Origin of the sequence: Brachybacterium kimchii, assembly GCF_023373525.1 — a bacterium.
GTDB lineage: Bacteria > Actinomycetota > Actinomycetes > Actinomycetales > Dermabacteraceae > Brachybacterium > Brachybacterium kimchii.
Map to the genome: position 1 here is coordinate 1,448,417 of NZ_CP097218.1, position 18,105 is coordinate 1,466,521.

General features: G+C 71.3%; 14 protein-coding genes and 1 tRNA gene. 3 read left to right on the forward strand and 12 right to left on the reverse strand.

All coding sequences use genetic code 11. The annotated features are described in order from the left end of the window. Positions 1-8 precede the first annotated feature (8 nt). The 8 genes from eno to M4486_RS07005 all read right to left on the reverse strand — a co-directional run bounded on the left by eno (position 9) and on the right by M4486_RS07005 (position 9,954). A complete protein-coding gene (gene eno / locus M4486_RS06970; RefSeq protein ID WP_239203373.1) occupies positions 9-1,289 on the reverse strand; it encodes a phosphopyruvate hydratase in 1,281 nt (426 codons plus the stop codon). 120 nt (positions 1,290-1,409) lie between these two features. Beyond that, positions 1,410-2,168 (reverse strand): MazG nucleotide pyrophosphohydrolase domain-containing protein, encoded by a 759-nt coding sequence (locus tag M4486_RS06975; RefSeq protein WP_249480403.1) that lies wholly within the window; start codon positions 2,166-2,168, stop codon positions 1,410-1,412. Continuing rightward, positions 2,165-5,752 (reverse strand): transcription-repair coupling factor, encoded by a 3,588-nt coding sequence (gene mfd / locus M4486_RS06980; RefSeq protein ID WP_249480404.1) that lies wholly within the window; start codon positions 5,750-5,752, stop codon positions 2,165-2,167. Before mfd ends, M4486_RS06975 begins: the two co-directional genes overlap by 4 nt. Next, complete coding sequence (gene pth, locus M4486_RS06985) at positions 5,749-6,354, reverse strand: aminoacyl-tRNA hydrolase (RefSeq protein WP_249480405.1); 606 nt, start codon at positions 6,352-6,354, stop codon at positions 5,749-5,751. The genes mfd and pth overlap by 4 nt, the downstream gene beginning before the upstream one ends. Before the next feature lie 122 nt (positions 6,355-6,476). After that, a complete protein-coding gene (locus M4486_RS06990; RefSeq protein WP_249480406.1) occupies positions 6,477-7,118 on the reverse strand; it encodes a 50S ribosomal protein L25/general stress protein Ctc in 642 nt (213 codons plus the stop codon). Between the two features lie 231 nt (positions 7,119-7,349). After that, positions 7,350-8,330 carry a ribose-phosphate diphosphokinase gene (locus tag M4486_RS06995; RefSeq protein ID WP_152353240.1) on the reverse strand — a complete coding sequence of 327 codons (981 nt, stop codon included), beginning with the start codon at positions 8,328-8,330 and terminating at the stop codon, positions 7,350-7,352. Beyond that, positions 8,330-9,811, reverse strand: coding sequence for a bifunctional UDP-N-acetylglucosamine diphosphorylase/glucosamine-1-phosphate N-acetyltransferase GlmU (gene glmU, locus M4486_RS07000; RefSeq protein WP_283257964.1), 1,482 nt, complete (start codon positions 9,809-9,811; stop codon positions 8,330-8,332). Before glmU ends, M4486_RS06995 begins: the two co-directional genes overlap by 1 nt. Positions 9,812-9,882: 71 nt before the next feature. Further along, positions 9,883-9,954 (reverse strand) — tRNA-Gln (locus tag M4486_RS07005). Positions 9,955-10,037: 83 nt separating this feature from the next. Here M4486_RS07005 and M4486_RS07010 point away from each other — a divergent pair. From M4486_RS07010 to M4486_RS07020, 3 genes are all read left to right on the forward strand, one after another. Continuing rightward, positions 10,038-10,700: a TetR/AcrR family transcriptional regulator gene (locus tag M4486_RS07010; protein ID WP_249480407.1), complete on the forward strand. Its 663-nt coding sequence runs from the start codon at positions 10,038-10,040 to the stop codon at positions 10,698-10,700. A gap of 92 nt (positions 10,701-10,792) precedes the next feature. Beyond that, positions 10,793-11,341 carry a MarR family winged helix-turn-helix transcriptional regulator gene (locus tag M4486_RS07015; protein ID WP_249480408.1) on the forward strand — a complete coding sequence of 183 codons (549 nt, stop codon included), beginning with the start codon at positions 10,793-10,795 and terminating at the stop codon, positions 11,339-11,341. 73 nt (positions 11,342-11,414) lie between these two features. Further along, positions 11,415-13,238, forward strand: coding sequence for an ABC-F family ATP-binding cassette domain-containing protein (locus tag M4486_RS07020; RefSeq protein ID WP_249480409.1), 1,824 nt, complete (start codon positions 11,415-11,417; stop codon positions 13,236-13,238). Positions 13,239-13,310: 72 nt separating this feature from the next. Here M4486_RS07020 and M4486_RS07025 read toward each other — a convergent pair whose 3' ends face one another. The 4 genes from M4486_RS07025 to purF form a co-directional block, all read right to left on the reverse strand. Further along, a complete protein-coding gene (locus M4486_RS07025; RefSeq protein ID WP_249480410.1) occupies positions 13,311-13,718 on the reverse strand; it encodes an HIT family protein in 408 nt (135 codons plus the stop codon). Positions 13,719-13,876: 158 nt separating this feature from the next. Beyond that, on the reverse strand, positions 13,877-15,847 hold the full coding sequence (locus tag M4486_RS07030; protein ID WP_249480411.1) for an HNH endonuclease signature motif containing protein: 1,971 nt from the start codon (positions 15,845-15,847) through the stop codon (positions 13,877-13,879). Positions 15,848-16,057: 210 nt separating this feature from the next. Then, positions 16,058-16,369, reverse strand: coding sequence for a hypothetical protein (locus M4486_RS07035; protein WP_249480412.1), 312 nt, complete (start codon positions 16,367-16,369; stop codon positions 16,058-16,060). 199 nt (positions 16,370-16,568) lie between these two features. Then, positions 16,569-18,050 (reverse strand): amidophosphoribosyltransferase, encoded by a 1,482-nt coding sequence (gene purF, locus M4486_RS07040; protein ID WP_249480413.1) that lies wholly within the window; start codon positions 18,048-18,050, stop codon positions 16,569-16,571. Between the last annotated feature and the right edge of the window lie 55 nt (positions 18,051-18,105).

An 18,105-nucleotide genomic window follows, 5' to 3' on the forward strand; every position in this document is an offset into this window, starting at 1 on the left:
TAGCGCGCTCAGGCGGAGAACCGCGGGAACGCCGAGGCGCCGGCGTAGGTCGCGGCCTCGCCCAGCTCCTCCTCGATGCGGATCAGCTGGTTGTACTTGTTCACGCGCTCGCCGCGGGCGGGGGCGCCGGACTTGATCTGGCCGCAGTTCACGGCGACCGCGAGGTCGGCGATCGTGGTGTCCTCGGTCTCGCCCGAGCGGTGCGACATCATGCAGCGGTAGCCGCTGCGGTGCGCGAGGTCGACCGCGTCGAGGGTCTCGGTGAGCGAGCCGATCTGGTTGACCTTGACCAGCAGCGCGTTGGCGGCGCCGAGGTCGATGCCCTTGCCCAGGCGCTCGGGGTTGGTGACGAAGAGGTCGTCGCCCACGATCTGGACCTTGTCGCCCAGGGCGTCGGTGATGGCCTTCCAGCCGTCCCAGTCCTCCTCGTCCAGCGGGTCCTCGATGGAGACCAGCGGGTAGGCGTCCACGAGCTCGGTGTAGTAGTCGATGAGCTCCTGGCTGGACTTCTTGCCGCCCTCGAAGGCGTAGGAGCCGTCCTCGAAGAACTCGGAGGCGGCGACGTCGAGCGCGAGCGCCACGTCGGTGCCGGGGGCGTAGCCCGCGTTGCGGATCGCCTCGAGGATGAGGTCGAGCGCCGCACGGTTGGACTCGAGGTTCGGCGCGAAGCCGCCCTCGTCGCCGAGGCCCGTGGACAGGCCGCGCTCCTTGAGGACGGCCTTGAGCGCGTGGTACACCTCGGCGCCCATGCGGACGGCCTCGACGAAGCTGCTCGCACCGATCGGCGCGATCATGAACTCCTGGATGTCGACGTTGGAGTCCGCGTGGGACCCGCCGTTGAGGATGTTCATCATCGGGACGGGGAGCACGTGGGCGTTCGGGCCGCCGACGTACTGGTAGAGCGGGAGGGCCGAGGAGTCGGCGGCGGCGCGGGCGACCGCGAGGGAGACGCCGAGGATCGCGTTCGCGCCCAGGGTGCCCTTGTTGGCGGTGCCGTCCGCCTCGATCATGGCCTGGTCGATGGCGCGCTGCTCCTGCGCGTCCAGTCCCACGACCTCCGGGCCCAGGGAGTCGACGACGGCCTGGACGGCCTTGGTCACGCCCTTGCCGAGGTAGCGGCCCTTGTCGCCGTCGCGCAGCTCGACGGCCTCGAACTGGCCGGTGGAGGCGCCGGAGGGCACCTCGGCGCGGGCGAAGGTGCCGTCGTCGAGCAGCACCTCGACCTCGACGGTGGGGTTGCCTCGCGAGTCGAGGATCTCGCGGGACAGGACGGCGTCGATGAGAGCCATGTGGGTTTCCTTCCTTCGGTGAGGTCAGGTCCGGCGCCGCGCGGGCGGCCCCGGTGTCGGGACCAGTCTAGTCGCCGACCGGGGACCGATCCTGGGGCGCCCACGGCGGGCGCGGGCCCCTCAGCGCGAGCGGTCGCGGGCGCGCGTGAGCAGGGTGCGCAGCGCGGATTCGGGGTCGACGTCGCGGGCCTCGGCCTCGCGCACCACGTCGAGCAGCCGCAGGGCGATGTCCGCGCCCCAGTCCTCGCCGTCCGGGGCCGACGCGGCGGTCTCCGCGGCAGCGGTGAGCTCGTCGATCCGCCCGTCGGACCGCGATCTGTGGACGCTCTTGGCCGCTGCCTGCAGCGCGGGCAGGGCGTGCGGGATGCCCTCGAACCAGGCGGTGGGGAGGGCGCCTGCCGCGTCGGAGCCGTGCGGCCCGTCCTCCTCCGCCCGCTCCTGCGCCTTCACGGCGTGCCACTGGGCGATGATCTGCTCGACGTCGCCGCGGTCCCCGAGCGCGTCCTCGCGGTCCGCGCCGAAGACGTGCGGGTTGCGCCGCTCCATCTTCTCGACGAAGGCGCGGGCCACGTCGTCGACGTCCCAGGCGGGGTCCTCCTCCTGCCCGAGACGGGCGTGGAAGAGGATCTGGAAGAGCAGGTCGCCGAGCTCGTCGGGCAGATGACCCGCGGCGGACGGGCCCGTCCCGTCGGTCCTCTCCTCGATCGCCTCGAGGACCTCGTGGGTCTCCTCGAGGAGGTAGCGGGCGAGAGAGTGATGGGTCTGCAGGGCGCTCCAGGCGTCCCCGTCGGGGGCGCGCAGGGCGTCCATCACGGCGACGGCGCGCAGCAGCTCGCTCCCCCGCGCCGTGCCCCGGTCCTCCGGCTGGTCAGTGCTCACGCCGCGTCCTCCGCCGGGGCCGGCTTGAGCACGCCGAGCACCTTCCGGGCCCAGGCGAGGAGCTCGTGGTCGCGCAGCTCGGTGCCTCCCACACGCGAGGTCGTCGGCCGGGGGACGAGCACCTGGCGCACGGCGGGCTTGAGCATGGTGCCCGGGTACAGGCGCTTCATGCGCATGGCCACCGAGTCGGGCAGATCGAGGTGGGCGAAGCGGATCATCTTGCCCTGCGCCTGCACCTCCTCGAGGCCGGCGTCGCGGCATTCCAGGCGGAAGCGGGCCACGTCCAGCAGCACCTCGACCGGGGCCGGCGGCGCGCCGTAGCGGTCCGTGAGCTCGGCGCGGACCTCCTCGATGGTCGCGGGATCGCTCGCACCGGAGAGCTTCGAGTAGGCCTCGAGGCGCAGGCGCTCGGAGGCGATGTAGTCGTGGGGCACATGGGCGTCCAGCGGCAGCTCGACCTTGACGTCCTTGGTGGGCGCGGTGGACTCGCCGCGGAAGGCCGCGACGGCCTCCCCCACCATCCGCACGTAGAGGTCGAAGCCGACGCCGGCGATGTGTCCGGACTGCTCGCCGCCCAGCAGGTTGCCGGCGCCGCGGATCTCGAGGTCCTTCATGGCGACCTGCATGCCCGCGCCGAGATCGGTGTTGGTGGCCAGCGTGGTGAGGCGGTCCGAGGCGGTCTCGGTGAGCGGCTTCGACCCGTCGTAGAGGAAGTACGAGTAGGCGCGCTCGCTCGAGCGGCCCACGCGACCGCGCAGCTGGTGCAGCTGGGAGAGGCCGAAGCGGTCGGCGTTCTCGACGATCAGCGTGTTGGCGTTGGCGATGTCCAGGCCGGTCTCGACGATCGTGGTGCACACGAGCACGTCGAACTCCTTCTCCCAGAAGTCGACGATGACCCGCTCGAGCTGGTTCTCGTTCATCTTGCCGTGGGCGACCTGCACGCGCGCGTCGGGCACGAGCTCGCGCAGCCGCTGGGCGGTGGCGTCGATGTCCTCGACGCGGTTGTGGATGAAGAAGACCTGGCCCTCCCGCAGCAGCTCGCGGCGGATCGCGGCGGTGATCTGCTTGTCGTCCTCCGCACCCACGTAGGTGAGCACGGGATGGCGCTCCTCGGGCGGGGTCGCGAGCGTGGACATCTCACGGATGCCGGTCACGGCCATCTCGAGGGTGCGCGGGATCGGCGTGGCGGACATGGACAGCACGTCCACGTTCGTGCGCATCGCCTTGAGGGTCTCCTTGTGCTCGACGCCGAAGCGCTGCTCCTCGTCGATGATCAGCAGGCCCAGGTCCTTGAATCGCACCTGCCCCGTGATCAGGCGGTGGGTGCCGATGACCACGTCGACGCTGCCGTCGCGCAGGCCCTCGATGGTGGCCTGGGAGTCGGCATCGGACTGGAAGCGGGAGAGCCCGCGCACGGTGACGGGGAAGCCCGTGAAGCGCTCGGTGAAGGTGTCCAGATGCTGCTGGGAGAGCAGCGTCGTGGGGGCGAGCACGGCGACCTGCTTGCCGTCCTGGACGGCCTTGAAGGCGGCGCGCACCGCGATCTCCGTCTTGCCGTAGCCGACGTCGCCGAGGATCAGGCGGTCCATCGGGACCGCCTTCTCCATGTCGCCCTTGACGTCGTCGATCGTGGAGAGCTGATCGGGGGTCTCGACGAACTCGAAGGAGTCCTCGAGCTCGCGCTGCCAGGGGGTGTCGGGGCCGAAGGAGTGGCCGGGCGCGCTCTGGCGCGCGGAGTACAGGCGGACGAGCTCGTCGGCGATCTCGCGGATCGCCTTGCGGGCCCGCGACTTGGTCTTCGCCCAGTCGGCGCCGCCCATGCGGTTGACCGTGGGGTCCTCGCCGCCGACGTACTTGGTGACCTGGTCGAGCTGGTCGCTGGGGACGTACAGCCGGTCCCCCGGCTGCCCCTTCTTCGAGGCCGCGTACTCGATGACGAGGTACTCGCGGGTGGTCGCCTTGGCGCCGGAGCCCACGGTGCGGCTGGTCATCTCGACGAAGCGGCCGACGCCGTGGTGCGCGTGGACGACGTGGTCGCCCGGCCGCAGCTGCAGGGGGTCCACGACGTTGCGGCGGCGCGAGGGGATCCGCCGCTCGCCCCCGGCGCGGCGCTGGCCCGTCTTGCCGGTGACGTCGCGCTCGGAGATCACCATGAGCCGGAGCGACTCGTCGACGAGGCCGTCGGCGAAGGGGCCGACCGTGACGATCGGCTCGCCCGGTGCGGGCGGCACGTCGAGCGGATGGACGTACCGCGCGGGCACGCTCTGTTCCTGGAGCGACTCGGCGGCGTGGCGGGCCCCGCCGCTGCCGGTCATCGTGACCACGATCCGCCAGCCCTCGGTGCGGCGGGCGGTGAGGTCCTTCGCGATGTCCTCGCCGCGACCGGAGTATCCGGGGTGGTTCACGGCGCGCGCGGTGAGGTCGACGTCGGTCTCGAGGCCGAAGGGTGCGAGGGTGTGCCAGCGCTGGCCGCGGGAGCGGGCGTGCTCGTGCACGTCCGGGAGCGGCACGAAGCTCGCCTCGCCCACGTCGATGGGAAGTCCGCCGCCCGCGGCGGCGCTCGACCAGGCCGCGGCGAGGAACTCGTCGGTCGTGGAGACCAGCTCCGCCCCCCGGGCGCGCACGCGCTCGGGGTCGATCACGAGGAAGCGGGAGTCCGCGGGGAGCACGTCGACGACCTGCTCCATCTCCCCCACCAGCACGGGGCTGAGCGATTCCATCCCGTCCACGGCGATGCCGGCGGCGATCCGCTCGAGCATGTCGCGCACGCCCGGGAGCTTCTCGGCCATGTCCCGGGCGCGCTCGCGCACGGTCTCGCTGAGCAGGATCTCGCGGCAGGGCGCGGCGTCCAGCCCGTGGGGCACGGACTCCAGGGAGCGCTGGTCGGCGATGGAGAAGTACCGGACCTCGTCGACCTCGTCGCCGAACAGGTCCACGCGCACGGGGTGGGGCTCGGTGGGCGGGAAGACGTCGAGGATCCCGCCGCGCACGGCGAACTCGCCGCGCTTCTCGACCATGTCGGTGCGCACGTAGGCGGCGTCGACGAGGTCCTGCTCGAGGCGCTCGAGCGGATAGTCGTCACCCACGCGGGCGCGCACGGCGCGCAGGTCGCCGAGTCCCTTCGCGATCGGCTGCAACAGGCTGCGCACCGGGAGCAGGAGCACGCTGACGCCCTGCTCGGTCTCGGGGTGGGCGATGCGCCGCAGGGTCTGCAGGCGCCGGGCGACGGTGTCGGCGCGCGGGGACAGCCGCTCGTGCGGGAGGGTCTCCCAGGCGGGCAGCTCGGCCACGTGCGCGGTGCCGACCATCGCCTCGAGGGCGGCGCGCGCGTCCTCGGCCGCACGGGTCGTGGCGGTGAGCACGACGAGGGGCGACTCGGGCGTGGCGCTGCGCGCGAGGTCGGCGACCGCGAAGGGCACCAGGGAGGTCGGGGCGACGGTCGCCGACTCCTCGACGGGGACGTCGGAGGCGGCCGGGTCGGGGGCGACGAGCTCGCGCAGGCGCGCGAGGTCCTCACCGCCCGCGACGAGGTCGAGCAGCGGGGCGAGCGGGGCCGACGGAGCCGGCGGGTTCGAGGCGGTCATCGGGCCTCCCGGGAGTGGACGGTCTGCTGGGCGGCGGTGAGGCCCTCGAGGACGAGCAGCTCGAGCGCGTCCCCAGCCTCGTCGATCACGAGGTCGAGCTCCTTGCGCTCGGCGGGGCGGAAGGGCGCGAGCACGTGATCCGCGGTGTCCTGACGGCCGGGCGGCCGGCCCACCCCGACGCGCACACGCAGGTAGTCCTTGGTGCCGAGGGCCTTGGTGATGTCCCGCAGCCCGTTGTGGCCGCCCTCTCCCCCGCCCCGTTTGAGGCGGAGGGCGCCGAAGGGGAGGTCGACCTCGTCGTGCACGACGATCACGTGCTCGGGATCGACGCCGTAGAAGGAGGCGAGGGCGGAGACGGGGCCGCCGGAGGTGTTCATGAACCCGGTGGACTTCGCGAGGATCGTGCGGGCGCCCGCCCCGGGCGGGCCCATCCGTCCCTCGATGACGACGGCGGGGGCGCGTCGGGCCGATTTGAAGCGACCGCCGGTCTGGGCGGCGACGCGGTCGAGCACCATCTGGCCGATGTTGTGCCGGGTGGTCGCGTAGGAGGGGCCCGGGTTGCCGAGGCCGACGACGAGGAAGGTCTCGTTCGCGGTGGTCATGGGGGCATCCTCCAGGGGCGATGTGGGGCGGGGACCTGGGAGACGCTACCGGGGCGCCGCGCAGTGCGCGACGCCCCGGTCACGAGCTGTGAGCAAGCGATCGCAGGGGCGACCGCCCGGGCTCACTCCTCCTTCTCGGACTCCTCCGAGGACTCCTCGGCGTCCTCCGAGGACTCCTCGCCCTCGGCGGTCTCCTCGCCCTCGGTCTCCTCCTCGGGCTCCTCCTCGACGCGCGGCAGCTGCACCGCGACGACGAGCAGCTCCGGATCGGTGATGAGCTCGGTGCCCTGGGGAAGGACGACGTCGCCGGCGAACAGCTGGTAGCCGTCCTCCTGCTCCTCGACGGAGATCTCGATGCTCTCGGGCACCGCGAGGGCGTCCACGGAGAGGGTAAGCGACTGGGCGTCGACGACCGCGATCGCCGGGGAGACGGGCTCGCCGGTGACGTAGACGGGGATGTCGACCTCGACCTTCTCGCCGCGGCGGACGAGGATCAGGTCGAGGTGGGTGATGTTGCGCGACAGCGGGTGGCGCTGGATCTCCTTGATGAGGCCCAGGTGCGACTCGCCGTCGGGGAGGGTGAGGTCCAGCAGCGCGTTGGCGTTGCGGGCGGCCAGTGCGGTCTCGTGGCCGGGCAGCACGAGGTGCACCGGATCGGTGCCGTGGCCGTACAGGACGGCGGGGATCTTGTTCTCGCTGCGGATGCGGCGGGCAGCGCCCTTGCCGAACTCCTCGCGCTTCTCGACGTTCAGCTTCTCAGCCATGGGGATGCTCCTTGCGGTTTCCGGGCGGCGAGCGCACGCCGCGGAACCGGGCGCCCTCGCCGAGGGAGCCGTCCCGCACCGCGTCGATCACGGAGAGCGGATGCTCTCCCTCGCCGAAGTGACCCGGGGAGATTACCACGGGCTGGCCCGACGCAGGACGGCCGGGCGAGGGGGCTCACAGCCCCGCGCCCGGCCGTCCGCCGATGCGACTGCCGATGCGTCCGCCCGGGGTCAGACCTCGCCGTCGAAGAGGCTGGTGACGGAGCCGTCGTCGAAGACCGCGCGGATGGCGCGGGCGAGCAGCGGGGCGATCGAGAGCTGGGTGAGCCCGTCGAACCACTTCTCCTCGGGGATCGGCAGGGTGTTGGTGCAGATGACCTCGCGCACGCTGCTGCTGCGCAGGCGCTCGGCGGCGGGGTCGGAGAGGATCGGGTGGGTGGTCGCCACGATGACGCTCGCGGCGCCGTTCGCCTTCAGCGCCTCGACGGCCTGCACGATGGTGCCGGCGGTGTCGATCATGTCGTCCACCAGCACGCAGGTCTTCCCCGCCACGTCGCCGATGACGCGCTTGGCGACGGCCTGGTTGGGCTTCTTGGGGTCGCGCGACTTGTGGATGAAGGCCAGGTTCACGCCGCCCAGGCGCTTGGCCCACTGCTCGGCCACGCGGATGCGGCCGGCGTCGGGCGAGACGACCGTGAGGTCCTCCTCGCCGTACTTCGAGCTCACGTAGTCCGCGAGGATCGGCAGCGCCATGAGGTGGTCGAGCGGGCTGTTGAAGTAGCCCTGGACCTGCGGGGCGTGCAGGTCCACGGAGATCATGCGGTCGATGCCGGCGGTCTCGTAGAGGTCGGCCATGAGGCGCGCGGAGATCGGCTCGCGGCCGCGGTGCTTCTTGTCCTGGCGGGCGTAGGGGAAGGAGGGGGCGATCGCGGTGACGCGCTTGGCGGAGGCCCGCTTGAGCGCATCGATCATGATCAGGTGCTCCATCACCCACTGGTTGATCGGGGCGGGCGTGGACTGGAGCACGAAGGCGTCGGCGCCGCGCACCGACTCGCCGTAGCGCACGTAGATCTCGCCGTTGGCGAAGTCCCAGGCGTCCATCGGGAGCACGTCGACCCCGAGCTCCTCGGCGACCTCCTGGGCGAGCACGGGATGAGCCCTCCCGGAGACCAGGACCAGCCGCTTCTCGCCTGTCGCGGTGATACCGCTCATCAGTTCTCCTGTTCCTTCCCGTCCTCGGACGAAGACGCCTCCGTCTCGCCGGCGCCGACCTGGGCGGCGCGCGCCGCCTCGTCGGCGACGGTGCCGGGCCGTCGGCGCGAGGTCCATCCTTCCACGATCTTCATGGTGGTGTCGTTGACGGCCAGCGCCCCGGGCGGGACGTCCTCGAGGATCGTGGTGCCGCCGCCGGTCACCGCCCCGTCACCGATCTCGACGGGGGCGATGATCACGTTGTCGGCGCCGACCTTCGCATGACGGCCGACCCGCGAGCGGTGCTTGTCGACCCCGTCGTAGTTCGCGAAGATCGTGGCGGCCCCGATGTTGGTGCCCTCGCCGATCTCGGCGTCCCCCACGTAGCTGAGGTGGGGCACCTTCGCGCCGTCGCCGATCTGGGCGTTCTTCGTCTCGCAGAAGCCGCCGATCTTGCCGTCCGCGCCCAGCACGGTGCCCGGACGCAGGTAGGTGAAGGGGCCGACGGACGCCCCGGGGCCGATCTCGGCGAGCAGGGCGTGGGTGCGCACCACGCTCGCGCCGTCGTCGACCTCGGTGTCCTCGAGGGTCGAGTCGGGGCCCAGGCGGACGTCCTCGCCGATCGTGGTCGCGCCCAGCAGCTGCACGCCGGGCTGGATCACGGTGTCCTGGCCGATCGAGACCTCGGCGTCGACCCAGGTGGTCGCGGGATCGACGATCGTGACGCCCGCGCGCATGTGGCGCTCGAGGAGGCGGCGACGCATCTCGGACCCGAGCTGGGCGAGCTGGACGCGGTCGTTCACGCCCTCGACGAGCATCGCGTCCTCGGTGACCAGGGAGCGCACTGCTCCGCCCTCGGCGCGCGCGATCGCGAGCACGTCGGTGAGGTACATCTCGCCCTGGGCGTTGTCGGTGGTGAGCTGGCCGAGGGCACGGCGCAGCACGTCGACGTCGAAGGCGTAGATGCCGGAGTTGATCTCGTCGATCGCGCGCTGCTCCTCGTCGGCGTCCTTGTGCTCGACGATCGCGGCGACCTCGCCGGACTGCGCGTCGCGCAGGATGCGGCCGTAGCCGGTGGGGTCCGCGACGCGGGCGGTGAGCACGGTGACGGCGCTCCCCGCGCCCTCGTGCGCGGCGACGAGCTCGGTGAGCGTCGCCGCATCCAGCAGCGGCACGTCCCCGTAGGTGACGAGCACGGTGCCGGAGGAGGCGCCTACCTGCTCGAGTCCGCACTGGACGGCGCGTCCCGTGCCGGGGACGGCGTCCTGGTCCGCGATGAGGACGTCGGGCGCGTGCTCGGCGAGGTGGCCGGCGACCTTCTCGCGCTCGTGGCGGACCACGGCGATCAGCTGGGCGGGCGAGGTGCCGCGAGCGGCCTCGATCGCGTGCAGCAGCAGGGAGCGGCCGCACAAGGGGTGCAGGACCTTGGGGGTCCTGGATCTCATGCGGGTGCCGGCTCCTGCGGCGAGCACGATGACGGCGGCAGGTGCGGGGACGTTCACGTGGTTCTCCTCGGTGCGCTGGGCGCTGGCACGGTTCCGGATCCGGCGCCGACGCGAGCGCCGGCGGACCGTTCCGCCATCAGGACTCGAACCTGAAACTTCAGAACCAAAATCTGAGGTGTTGCCGATTACACCATGGCGGAGCGCCCCGGGGCGGGGCCATCGGGATCCTATCGGCCGACGTCCGGCGGGCGAGCGGCGGGGCGAGGCATGGGAGACTCGCCTCATGGCCACCGCTTCCGAGAAGCCGTCCGCCCGCGCCGGCGGCTCCCGCGCGCGCTCCCCTCGGATGAGCGGGCGCGAGCGCCGCGAGCAGCTCGTGATGATCGGCCGCTCGGTGTTCGCCCAGAAGGGCTACGACGCCACCAGCGTCGAGGAGATCGCCGCCCGGGCCCAGGTCTCGAAGCCGATCGTCTACGAGCACTTCGGCGGCAAGGAGGGGCTGTACGCGGTGATCGTGGACCGCGAGACCTCGACGCTGCTGGGCGCGCTCGAGGCGGCGCTGGACGATCACCGGGCTCATCCGCGCACGCTCATGGAGCGCGCGGCGCTCGCCTTCCTCACCTACATCGACGAGCGCGAGGACGGCTTCCGGATCCTGGTGCGGGACTCCCCCGCGACCCACCAGGGCGGCTCGTACTCGACGCTGCTCGGGGACGTCGCCGCGAAGGTCGAGTCGATCCTCACCGCGCAGCTGCGGCTGCGCCGCTACACCGCGGCCGACGCAGCCCTGTACGCGCAGATGCTCGTGGGCATGGTCGCCTTCACCGGCCAGTGGTGGCTCGAGACGCGCATCCCCGCGAAGGAGGACGTGGCCGCACGGATGGTGAACCTCTCCTGGTTCGGCCTGGGCGCCCTGCAGAAGGACCCGCAGCTGCGCGGGAAGTGAGGCCGGGAGCGGAGGCGGGGATCGGAGGCGGGGGTGGAGCGCCGCCCAGGTGCGCATCAGCTCCTCCCCGGCGATTCCGTAGACTCGCCCCCATGCCGCCTGCCGCCCCACGCACCGACGAGGTCGACCGGATCGTCGCCGGCTGGGCCCAGGCCCGGCCCGATCTGGACACCTCGCCCCTCGAGGTCTTCTCCCGCATCTCGCGCCTCGCCCGCCACCTGGAGACCGCGCGCCGCGCAGCCTTCACCGCGACGGGCCTGGAGGGCTGGGAGTTCGACGTCCTCTCGGCCCTGCGCCGCGCGGGAAGCGAGCCCCTGAGCCCCGGCGCGCTCATGCGGCAGACGCTCGTGACCAGCGGCACCATGTCCACGCGTCTCGAGAAGCTCGCCTCGCGCGGGCTCGTGCGGCGCGAGAAGGATCCGCGGGACGGCCGCGCCGTGCGCGTGAGCCTCGAGCCCGCGGGCACCGAGAAGGTCGACGCCGCCATGGAGATCCTCCTGGAGGCCGAGCGCGAGGTCCTCGGCGGCGGCCACGAGGAGCAGCGGGCCGACGGGCACGAGGTCGACGGGCAGCGCGCCGACGGCGCGATGCTCGCCAGGGCGCTGCGCGAGCTGCTGCTGCCCTTCGAGACCGAGAACTGACGCACCAGAACCACCGACGCGGGCCCTTGCCACCGGCACGGGCCCGCGGAAACCGATACGGAGCCCCGACCGCATGGCCCATCTGCTGGGAGCCGAGAAGATCCACGTCGCCCTGCCCGACCGCGTCCTCCTGGACGCCGTCACCCTGGGCATCGAGGACGGCGACCGCATCGGCGTCGTCGGACGCAACGGCGACGGCAAGTCCACGCTGCTGCGCGTGCTCGCGGGGGCTCAGACGCCCGACGACGGACGCGTGACCGTGCGCGGCGGCCTGCGCGTGGGCGCGCTGTCCCAGCAGGACGTGGCCGAGATCGGGGAGAGCGTCCGCTCGCGCGTGGTCGGCGACCGCCCCGAGCACGAGTGGGCCTCGGACCCCCGGATCCGCGACGTGCTCTCCGGCCTGCTGGGCGAGCTCGACCTCGACGCCGAGCTCACGAGCCTCTCCGGAGGGCAGCTGCGCCGCGTGCACCTCGCCGAGCTGCTCGTGCGCGACGTGGACGTGATGCTCCTGGACGAGCCCACGAACCATCTGGACGTCGAGGGCATCTCCTGGCTGGCGGGCCACCTGAAGCGGCGCTGGCCCTCGCGCAGCGGGGGCATCGTGGTCGTCACCCACGACCGCTGGTTCCTCGACGAGGTCTGCACCCGCATGTGGGAGGTGCACGACGGCGTGGTCGACCCCTTCGAGGGCGGGTACGCGGCGTACGTCCTGCAGAGGGTGGAGCGCGACCGCCAGGCCGCCGCGATCGAGGCCAAGCGCCAGAACCTCATGCGCAAGGAGCTCGCGTGGCTGCGCCGCGGGGCTCCCGCACGCACGTCGAAGCCGAAGTTCCGGATCGACGCCGCGAACGAGCTGATCGCCGGCGAGCCGCCCCTGCGGGACACGGTCGAGCTCACGCAGCTGGCGACCTCGCGACTGGGCCGCGACGTCATCGACCTCGAGGGCGTGACCGCCGGGTACGAGGGACGCGCGGTGATCCAGGACGTCACCCTCCATGTGGGCCCGGCGGACAGGATCGGCGTGCTGGGCCCGAACGGCGCCGGCAAGTCGACGCTGCTGGCCCTGGTCACCGGGGATCTGGACCCGATGGCCGGACGCGTGAAGCGCGGGAAGACCGTCACCGTCCAGCAGGTCACCCAGAAGCTCGAGGGCCTCGCCGAACATCTGGACGAGCGGGTCAGCGACGTCGTCGGCCGTTACCGCACCACGTTCCGGGCGGGCAAGGACGAGGTCACCCCGGGCCAGCTGCTCGAGCGCCTCGGTTTCACCACCGCGCATCAGAAGGTGCGCGTGGGCTCCCTCTCCGGCGGGCAGCAGCGGCGACTGGATCTGCTGCTGACGCTGCTGGACGAGCCCAACGTGCTGGTGCTCGACGAGCCGACGAACGACATGGACACCGACATGCTCGCGGCCATGGAGGATCTTCTGGACACCTGGCCGGGACCGCTGATCGTGGTCTCCCACGACCGGTACCTGCTCGAGCGCGTGACGGACCTCCAGTACGCGGTGCTGGACGGCCACGTGCGGCACCTGCCGGGCGGCGTCGAGCAGTACCTCGCGCTGCGGGCGGCGGGCGCAGGCGAGGGCGACGCACGGACGTCGGCGGGGGCGTCGGAGGCGTCGGCGCCGGCCCCCGATGCTCAGCCGACGGCGGCCTCCCCCGTCACCGGCCTCTCGGGCCGCGAGCTGAGGGAGGCGCAGAAGGCGCTGTCCGCCGTCGAGAGGCGGATGGAGAAGCTGACCCGGCGCGCCGAGGAGCTCACCGCGCAGATGACCTCGCACGATCCGGGGGACGTCTCCGGGCTCCAGGAGCTCGGCGCGACGCTCCAGGAGGTCCAGGGCGAGCTCGCCGAGACCGAGGAGCGCTGGCTGGAGTTGTCCGAGCAGGTGGGCTGAGCGCCTCACTCCGACAGTGGGTGCGGTGCCGCCGCTGCGGCTGGTGCCGCCGTCGGCCGCGCTCCGGTCGGGTCACTCGTAGAATCCGCGCCCGATCACGGCGTGCCGTACTCCCCCTACCGGGTCCTGCACGTCGCCGGCGAAGCGCGGGATCAGGTGGAGATGGGCATGCGGGACCGTCTGCCCTGCCGCTCGTCCCGCATTGAACCCGACGTTGTACCCGTCGGGAGCGAGCGCGCTGTCGAGCTCATCCTTGCAGCGACCGATGAGGTCCCACGCGGCGGCCCACTCGCTCGGGTCCGCATCGAACCAGGTCGTGATCTGGCGGAACGGGATGATGAGCGTGTGCCCAGGGGAGACCGGATTCGTATCGCGGAGGGCGAAGACGAGCTCGTTCTGCGCGACCCTCTGGTCCGCCGGCACCTCGAGGAACACTGAATTCGGGACGTGTTGGTCCGGCGCTGGGCTGGAATCGCTCATACTGCCGATCCCACTCCCCCACTCGCCCCGCCGCAACTTCGTTTCCGGGCATGCCTGTAGAGGGGCACGGTGGTGTGTCCCTCTACAGGTGGGGGTGGGTGGTGTTGCTTTCGGGGTTCTGACCTTGCTGGCCTGCGATGGCGGGCTGGTCCTGCGGGTCAGAAGGGTGGTGGTCCGGGGTCGAACTTCGGAGGTGGATCCTGGCGTTTGCGTGGCCTTCGGGTGGTGGCGCTGATGGGGATGTCTCCGTCGTAATGGAACGTCGGGAGCGGTTGGTACCTGCGCCGGACGGGTTTCTCGACCGGGACCTCTTCGAGATCAGAGGCGCCGGCGTGGTCCATGTTCACGCGGGGCCACGGGTCAGGTGGCCCGGGCCGGATCGGCCAGGGCGAGTCCAACCGGGAGGGATCGGGAGTCGGTGCCTCTGCACTGGTTCCGTCCTCGGCATCGCGTTGCTGCTCGTAGTCGTCTTGCCTGCGTTGCGTCGAGTCCCAGACGGCGTCGAGTTGGGCGACGGCTTGGGGTGTGAGGAGGTCGGTGTCGTCTTCGCGGAACACGCGGAAGCGTTCGTGCATCTCCCACACCGTGCCCGCGGTCCCTGCCGGGGACTCGTCCGCCTCGACACGGACGGGGTCGAGTTTCCCGGCGGTTTTCATCGCGTGGTGGAACCAGCACAGGAAGTGCAGGTTCTCCACCGCCGTCCGACCACCACACACCGGGTCCGCATGGTTGTACTCCACGATGTGATCGGCCTCCGAGGCGACCGACGCTGCGCGTTCGCAGCCGGGGACGCCGCAGGACTGGCCGCGGAGGCGGAGGTGTTCGAGCATCGCCCCCGTGGGCCGGTACTTGTCCGCCGGACGCGGCAAGAACTCCCCCGACGAGGGATCCGTCAGCACTCGGAACCATTCCTCGCTCTTTCCGGCGATCTCTCTCGCCATCTGCGCGGGGATCGGGGTCCCGTCCTCGAGGACGCCGGGGGCGTCGTCGCCGCCGGCCAGGGTGAGGAAGGGGACGAGGACGTTCAACCGGAACCGTGCCTCCGGGACGGTGATGCCACCGGTGTCGAGCTGGGCGGCATGGGCGAGGTGATACCGGATCAGGTTGAGCGACAGGGGCATGCCCTCGTTCTCCACCCGACGATCCGGATCCAGCGGGATCTCGGTGCCCTCCATCAGGGCGTGACGCTGGGCGTTCTGGATCGCACGAGCCGCCTGATCGAACTTCCCGGCCAATGCTTTGATCTCGGGGGCCGGGCCGATGATCCGCAGGGACGCGACGCCGTCGAGAGTTCCGGGGTCCAGGACCATGCGGCGACGGGTGGCGGAGACTTCTTCGGGTTCTTTCGGGTGTCGCTGCTGAATCTTCGTCACCAGCAGGTCGAGGCATTTCGTGAACACCCTCGGCATGATCGCCAAACACCACGAAGCGACCGTGACATCCACCAGCACCATTTCCGCCGGCGTGAAATCCGCAGTGCGCCGCAACAGGGTCCGGAACCACTCCGCAGGAAACTCCCCCGCCTCCAATGCTTGAGTGCAGCGTGGGAGGAGGTCCACGGCCCGGTGGGCGTCCGTGATGGCCTTCGCAGCCTGACCGCGAGTGCAGCGCATCGCCACCGCGACCATCAGGTCCTGCTGCTCGACCTCGTACGGGTCCGCGTCCATGTCCTCACGACCCGCCCAGAACGGCGCCAGGGCCACGAAACGCCGGGAGAGCTCATAGGACTCATCGACTCCCTCGTCCCACAGGGCACGGACCTGCGCAGTGAGCTCCGCATCCGGGCGGGCCTTGACCCTGCGTGCCACCACATCCCTGCACACCGGCTTCTTGGATTCCTTCACGAAGAACAAGGGCTTCACACCCTCCGGGGGCGCGGCCACGAACCGGGGCGTGTGCACGTGCATGTCCTCGCGCTGACGCTCGGACATCTTCTCCAGATCGTCGAGGATCGAGAAGGTCGACTCGATCGCCGGCTCCCCGGGCAGGTCCAGCCGCCCCTGCGACTCCGGCTGCTCCACCGCACTCACGACACCCACCCCCTCCCCTGACATTCCACCGACCCACACGACATATCTAGATCGGGATACTGATTCAACTGGCGCAACCGCAAGATTCGTCGGCCTCACCAATGAAGCCGCGACCTCTCACCCCTGATCGATATGTCCAATTCTATCCCGCCGCACACCAGAAAACCAGACCCCTATCGAGAATGTGGACAAGCCAGCGAAAGAGCTTCCCCTCCCCCGCCTCCACCCTCTCAGCAGTGGATAACCCCGTGGAAAACACCCCATTGTGGGGGAACCGATCAGCGAATCTCCGCCGAGGACTCGACGCGCTCAGAAACGCCCAGGACGCCGACGCGCCCATTCCGTCCCGTCACGACGCCGCCCCGCCCTGCTCCCGCCCCGAGGCACTACTCGCGCCGGGGAAGTCTCAATCAGCCTCGTGACCCCGGCATCGAGCGTCATCCGGGCGATGTGGAGCGCGGGGTAGGAGACCTCGTCGGCAAAGAGCGCCTCGCCCAGGCGCAGCCGGACGATCGTGGCGAGCTGCTCGGCGGTGCGGGTGGCCTCGGGATTGTTCTCGCGGATGCCGAGTCCGATCGTGGACTCCTGCCCGCCCAGCTGGCGCCGGGACCGGATGCGCACGAACAGTTAGCGCACGTGATGAACGGGGCGGCGCTCATCGAGCGGCTGCCCAGGTCCGGGCCGAAGCGCTCGGAGACCACGGCGAGCATCTGCTGGATGACACCGGTCATCGTGCAGGCGAAGGCGAGGTCGCCGGACGCGAAATCGGCGTTGACCAGGCGAAACGGCGAGGACTACAGCACCCCGGCCCCGCGACGGCTCACGACGCCTGCGACGCCTGCACCCAGGCGAGATGCTCCTCGTCGATGTCGCCCGTGACGTAGCGGCCGTCGAAGCAGCACATGTCCAGGTCGGTGAGCTCGGAGCCCTCGACGATCGCCGCACGCAGGTCCTCGATCTCCTGGTAGACGAGATGGTCGGCGCCCAGCACCTCGGCGATCTCGGGGATCGTGCGGCCGTGGGCCACGAGCTCCTCGCGCGAGGGCATGTTGATCCCGTACACGTGGGGGTGGCGGATCGGCGGCGCGGCGGAGGCGAAGGTGACGGAGGCGGCGCCCGCGCGGCGGGCCATCTCGATGATCTGCTGGCTGGTGGTGCCGCGCACGATCGAGTCGTCGATCAGCAGCACGTGCTTGCCGCGGAACTCGAGGGACATCGCATTGAGCTTCTGACGCACGCTGCGCCGGCGCACGGCCTGACCGGGCATGATGAAGGTGCGGCCGACGTAGTGGTTCTTGTAGAAGCCCTCGCGGTACTCGATGCCGAGCCTGCGGGCGACCTCCATCGCAGCGGGCCGCGAGGAGTCCGGGATCGGCATCACCACGTCGATCTCCTCGACGGGCACGTGGGCGGCGATGGTGGCGGCGAGCCTCTCCCCCATCCGCAGGCGCGACTCGTAGACGCTCACGCCGTTCATCACGGAGTCGGGGCGGGCGAGGTAGACGTACTCGAAGGCGCACGGGGTGCACGCGGCGGGAGAGGCGCCCTCGGCGGCTGCGCACTGGCGCATGAACAGGGCTCCGTCGTGCCGGATGAAGACGGCCTCGCCGGGCTCCACGTCGCGGACGATCTCGTAGCCGCCGTTCTCCAGGACCAGGGACTCGCTGGCCACGGCCCACTCGTCGTGCTCCTCGCTCGTCGCTCCCGGGCGCCGCCCCAGGATCAGCGGGCGGATGCCGTGGGGGTCGCGGAAGGCGAGCAGCCCGTGGCCGGCGATCACGGAGATCACGGCATAGGCGCCGCGGATGCGGGCGTGGGTGCGGCCGACGGCCTCGAAGATCGCCTCGGGCTCGAGGAGCTCCGAGGACGTGGTCTCCTGCAGCTCCCCGGCCAGGACGTTCACGAGCAGCTCGGTGTCGCTGGTGGAGTTCACGTGGCGGCGATCGCGCCGGGCCATCTCCTCGGCGAGCTCACGGGTGTTGGTGAGGTTCCCGTTGTGGATGAGGACGATCCCGTAGGGCGCGTTGACGTAGAAGGGCTGCGCCTCCTCCTCGCGGGAGGCCTCGCCCTTGGTCGCGTAGCGGACGTGGCCCAGGCCCGTCTCGCCGCGCAGGGCGCGCATGTCCCGCGTGCGGAAGGCCTCGCGGACCATGCCCTGGCCCTTGGCGATGTGCATCATCGCGTCCGCCTCGGCGGTCGCGATCCCGGTCGCGTCCTGCCCGCGATGCTGCAGCAGCAGGAGGGCGTCGTAGATGTCCTGGTTGACCGGCCCGTTGCCGACCATGCCGACGATTCCGCACATGGGGTCGCGTCCCGCTCCGTCCGAACCTGGCGCCCGCCCCTGCGGCGGACGGCAC

Bases quoted from the DNA above. Each gene is read 5' to 3' on its own strand.
- eno (WP_239203373.1), bottom strand. From the start codon at position 1,289: ATGGCTCTCATCGACGCCGTCCTGTCCCGCGAGATCCTCGACTCGCGA.
- mfd (WP_249480404.1), bottom strand. From the start codon at position 5,752: ATGACCGCCTCGAACCCGCCGGCTCCGTCGGCCCCGCTCGCCCCGCTG.
- pth (WP_249480405.1), bottom strand. From the start codon at position 6,354: ATGACCACCGCGAACGAGACCTTCCTCGTCGTCGGCCTCGGCAACCCG.
- M4486_RS06990 (WP_249480406.1), bottom strand. From the start codon at position 7,118: ATGGCTGAGAAGCTGAACGTCGAGAAGCGCGAGGAGTTCGGCAAGGGC.
- M4486_RS06995 (WP_152353240.1), bottom strand. From the start codon at position 8,330: ATGAGCGGTATCACCGCGACAGGCGAGAAGCGGCTGGTCCTGGTCTCC.
- M4486_RS07010 (WP_249480407.1), top strand. From the start codon at position 10,038: ATGGCCACCGCTTCCGAGAAGCCGTCCGCCCGCGCCGGCGGCTCCCGC.
- M4486_RS07015 (WP_249480408.1), top strand. From the start codon at position 10,793: ATGCCGCCTGCCGCCCCACGCACCGACGAGGTCGACCGGATCGTCGCC.
- M4486_RS07020 (WP_249480409.1), top strand. From the start codon at position 11,415: ATGGCCCATCTGCTGGGAGCCGAGAAGATCCACGTCGCCCTGCCCGAC.
- M4486_RS07025 (WP_249480410.1), bottom strand. From the start codon at position 13,718: ATGAGCGATTCCAGCCCAGCGCCGGACCAACACGTCCCGAATTCAGTG.
- purF (WP_249480413.1), bottom strand. From the start codon at position 18,050: ATGTGCGGAATCGTCGGCATGGTCGGCAACGGGCCGGTCAACCAGGAC.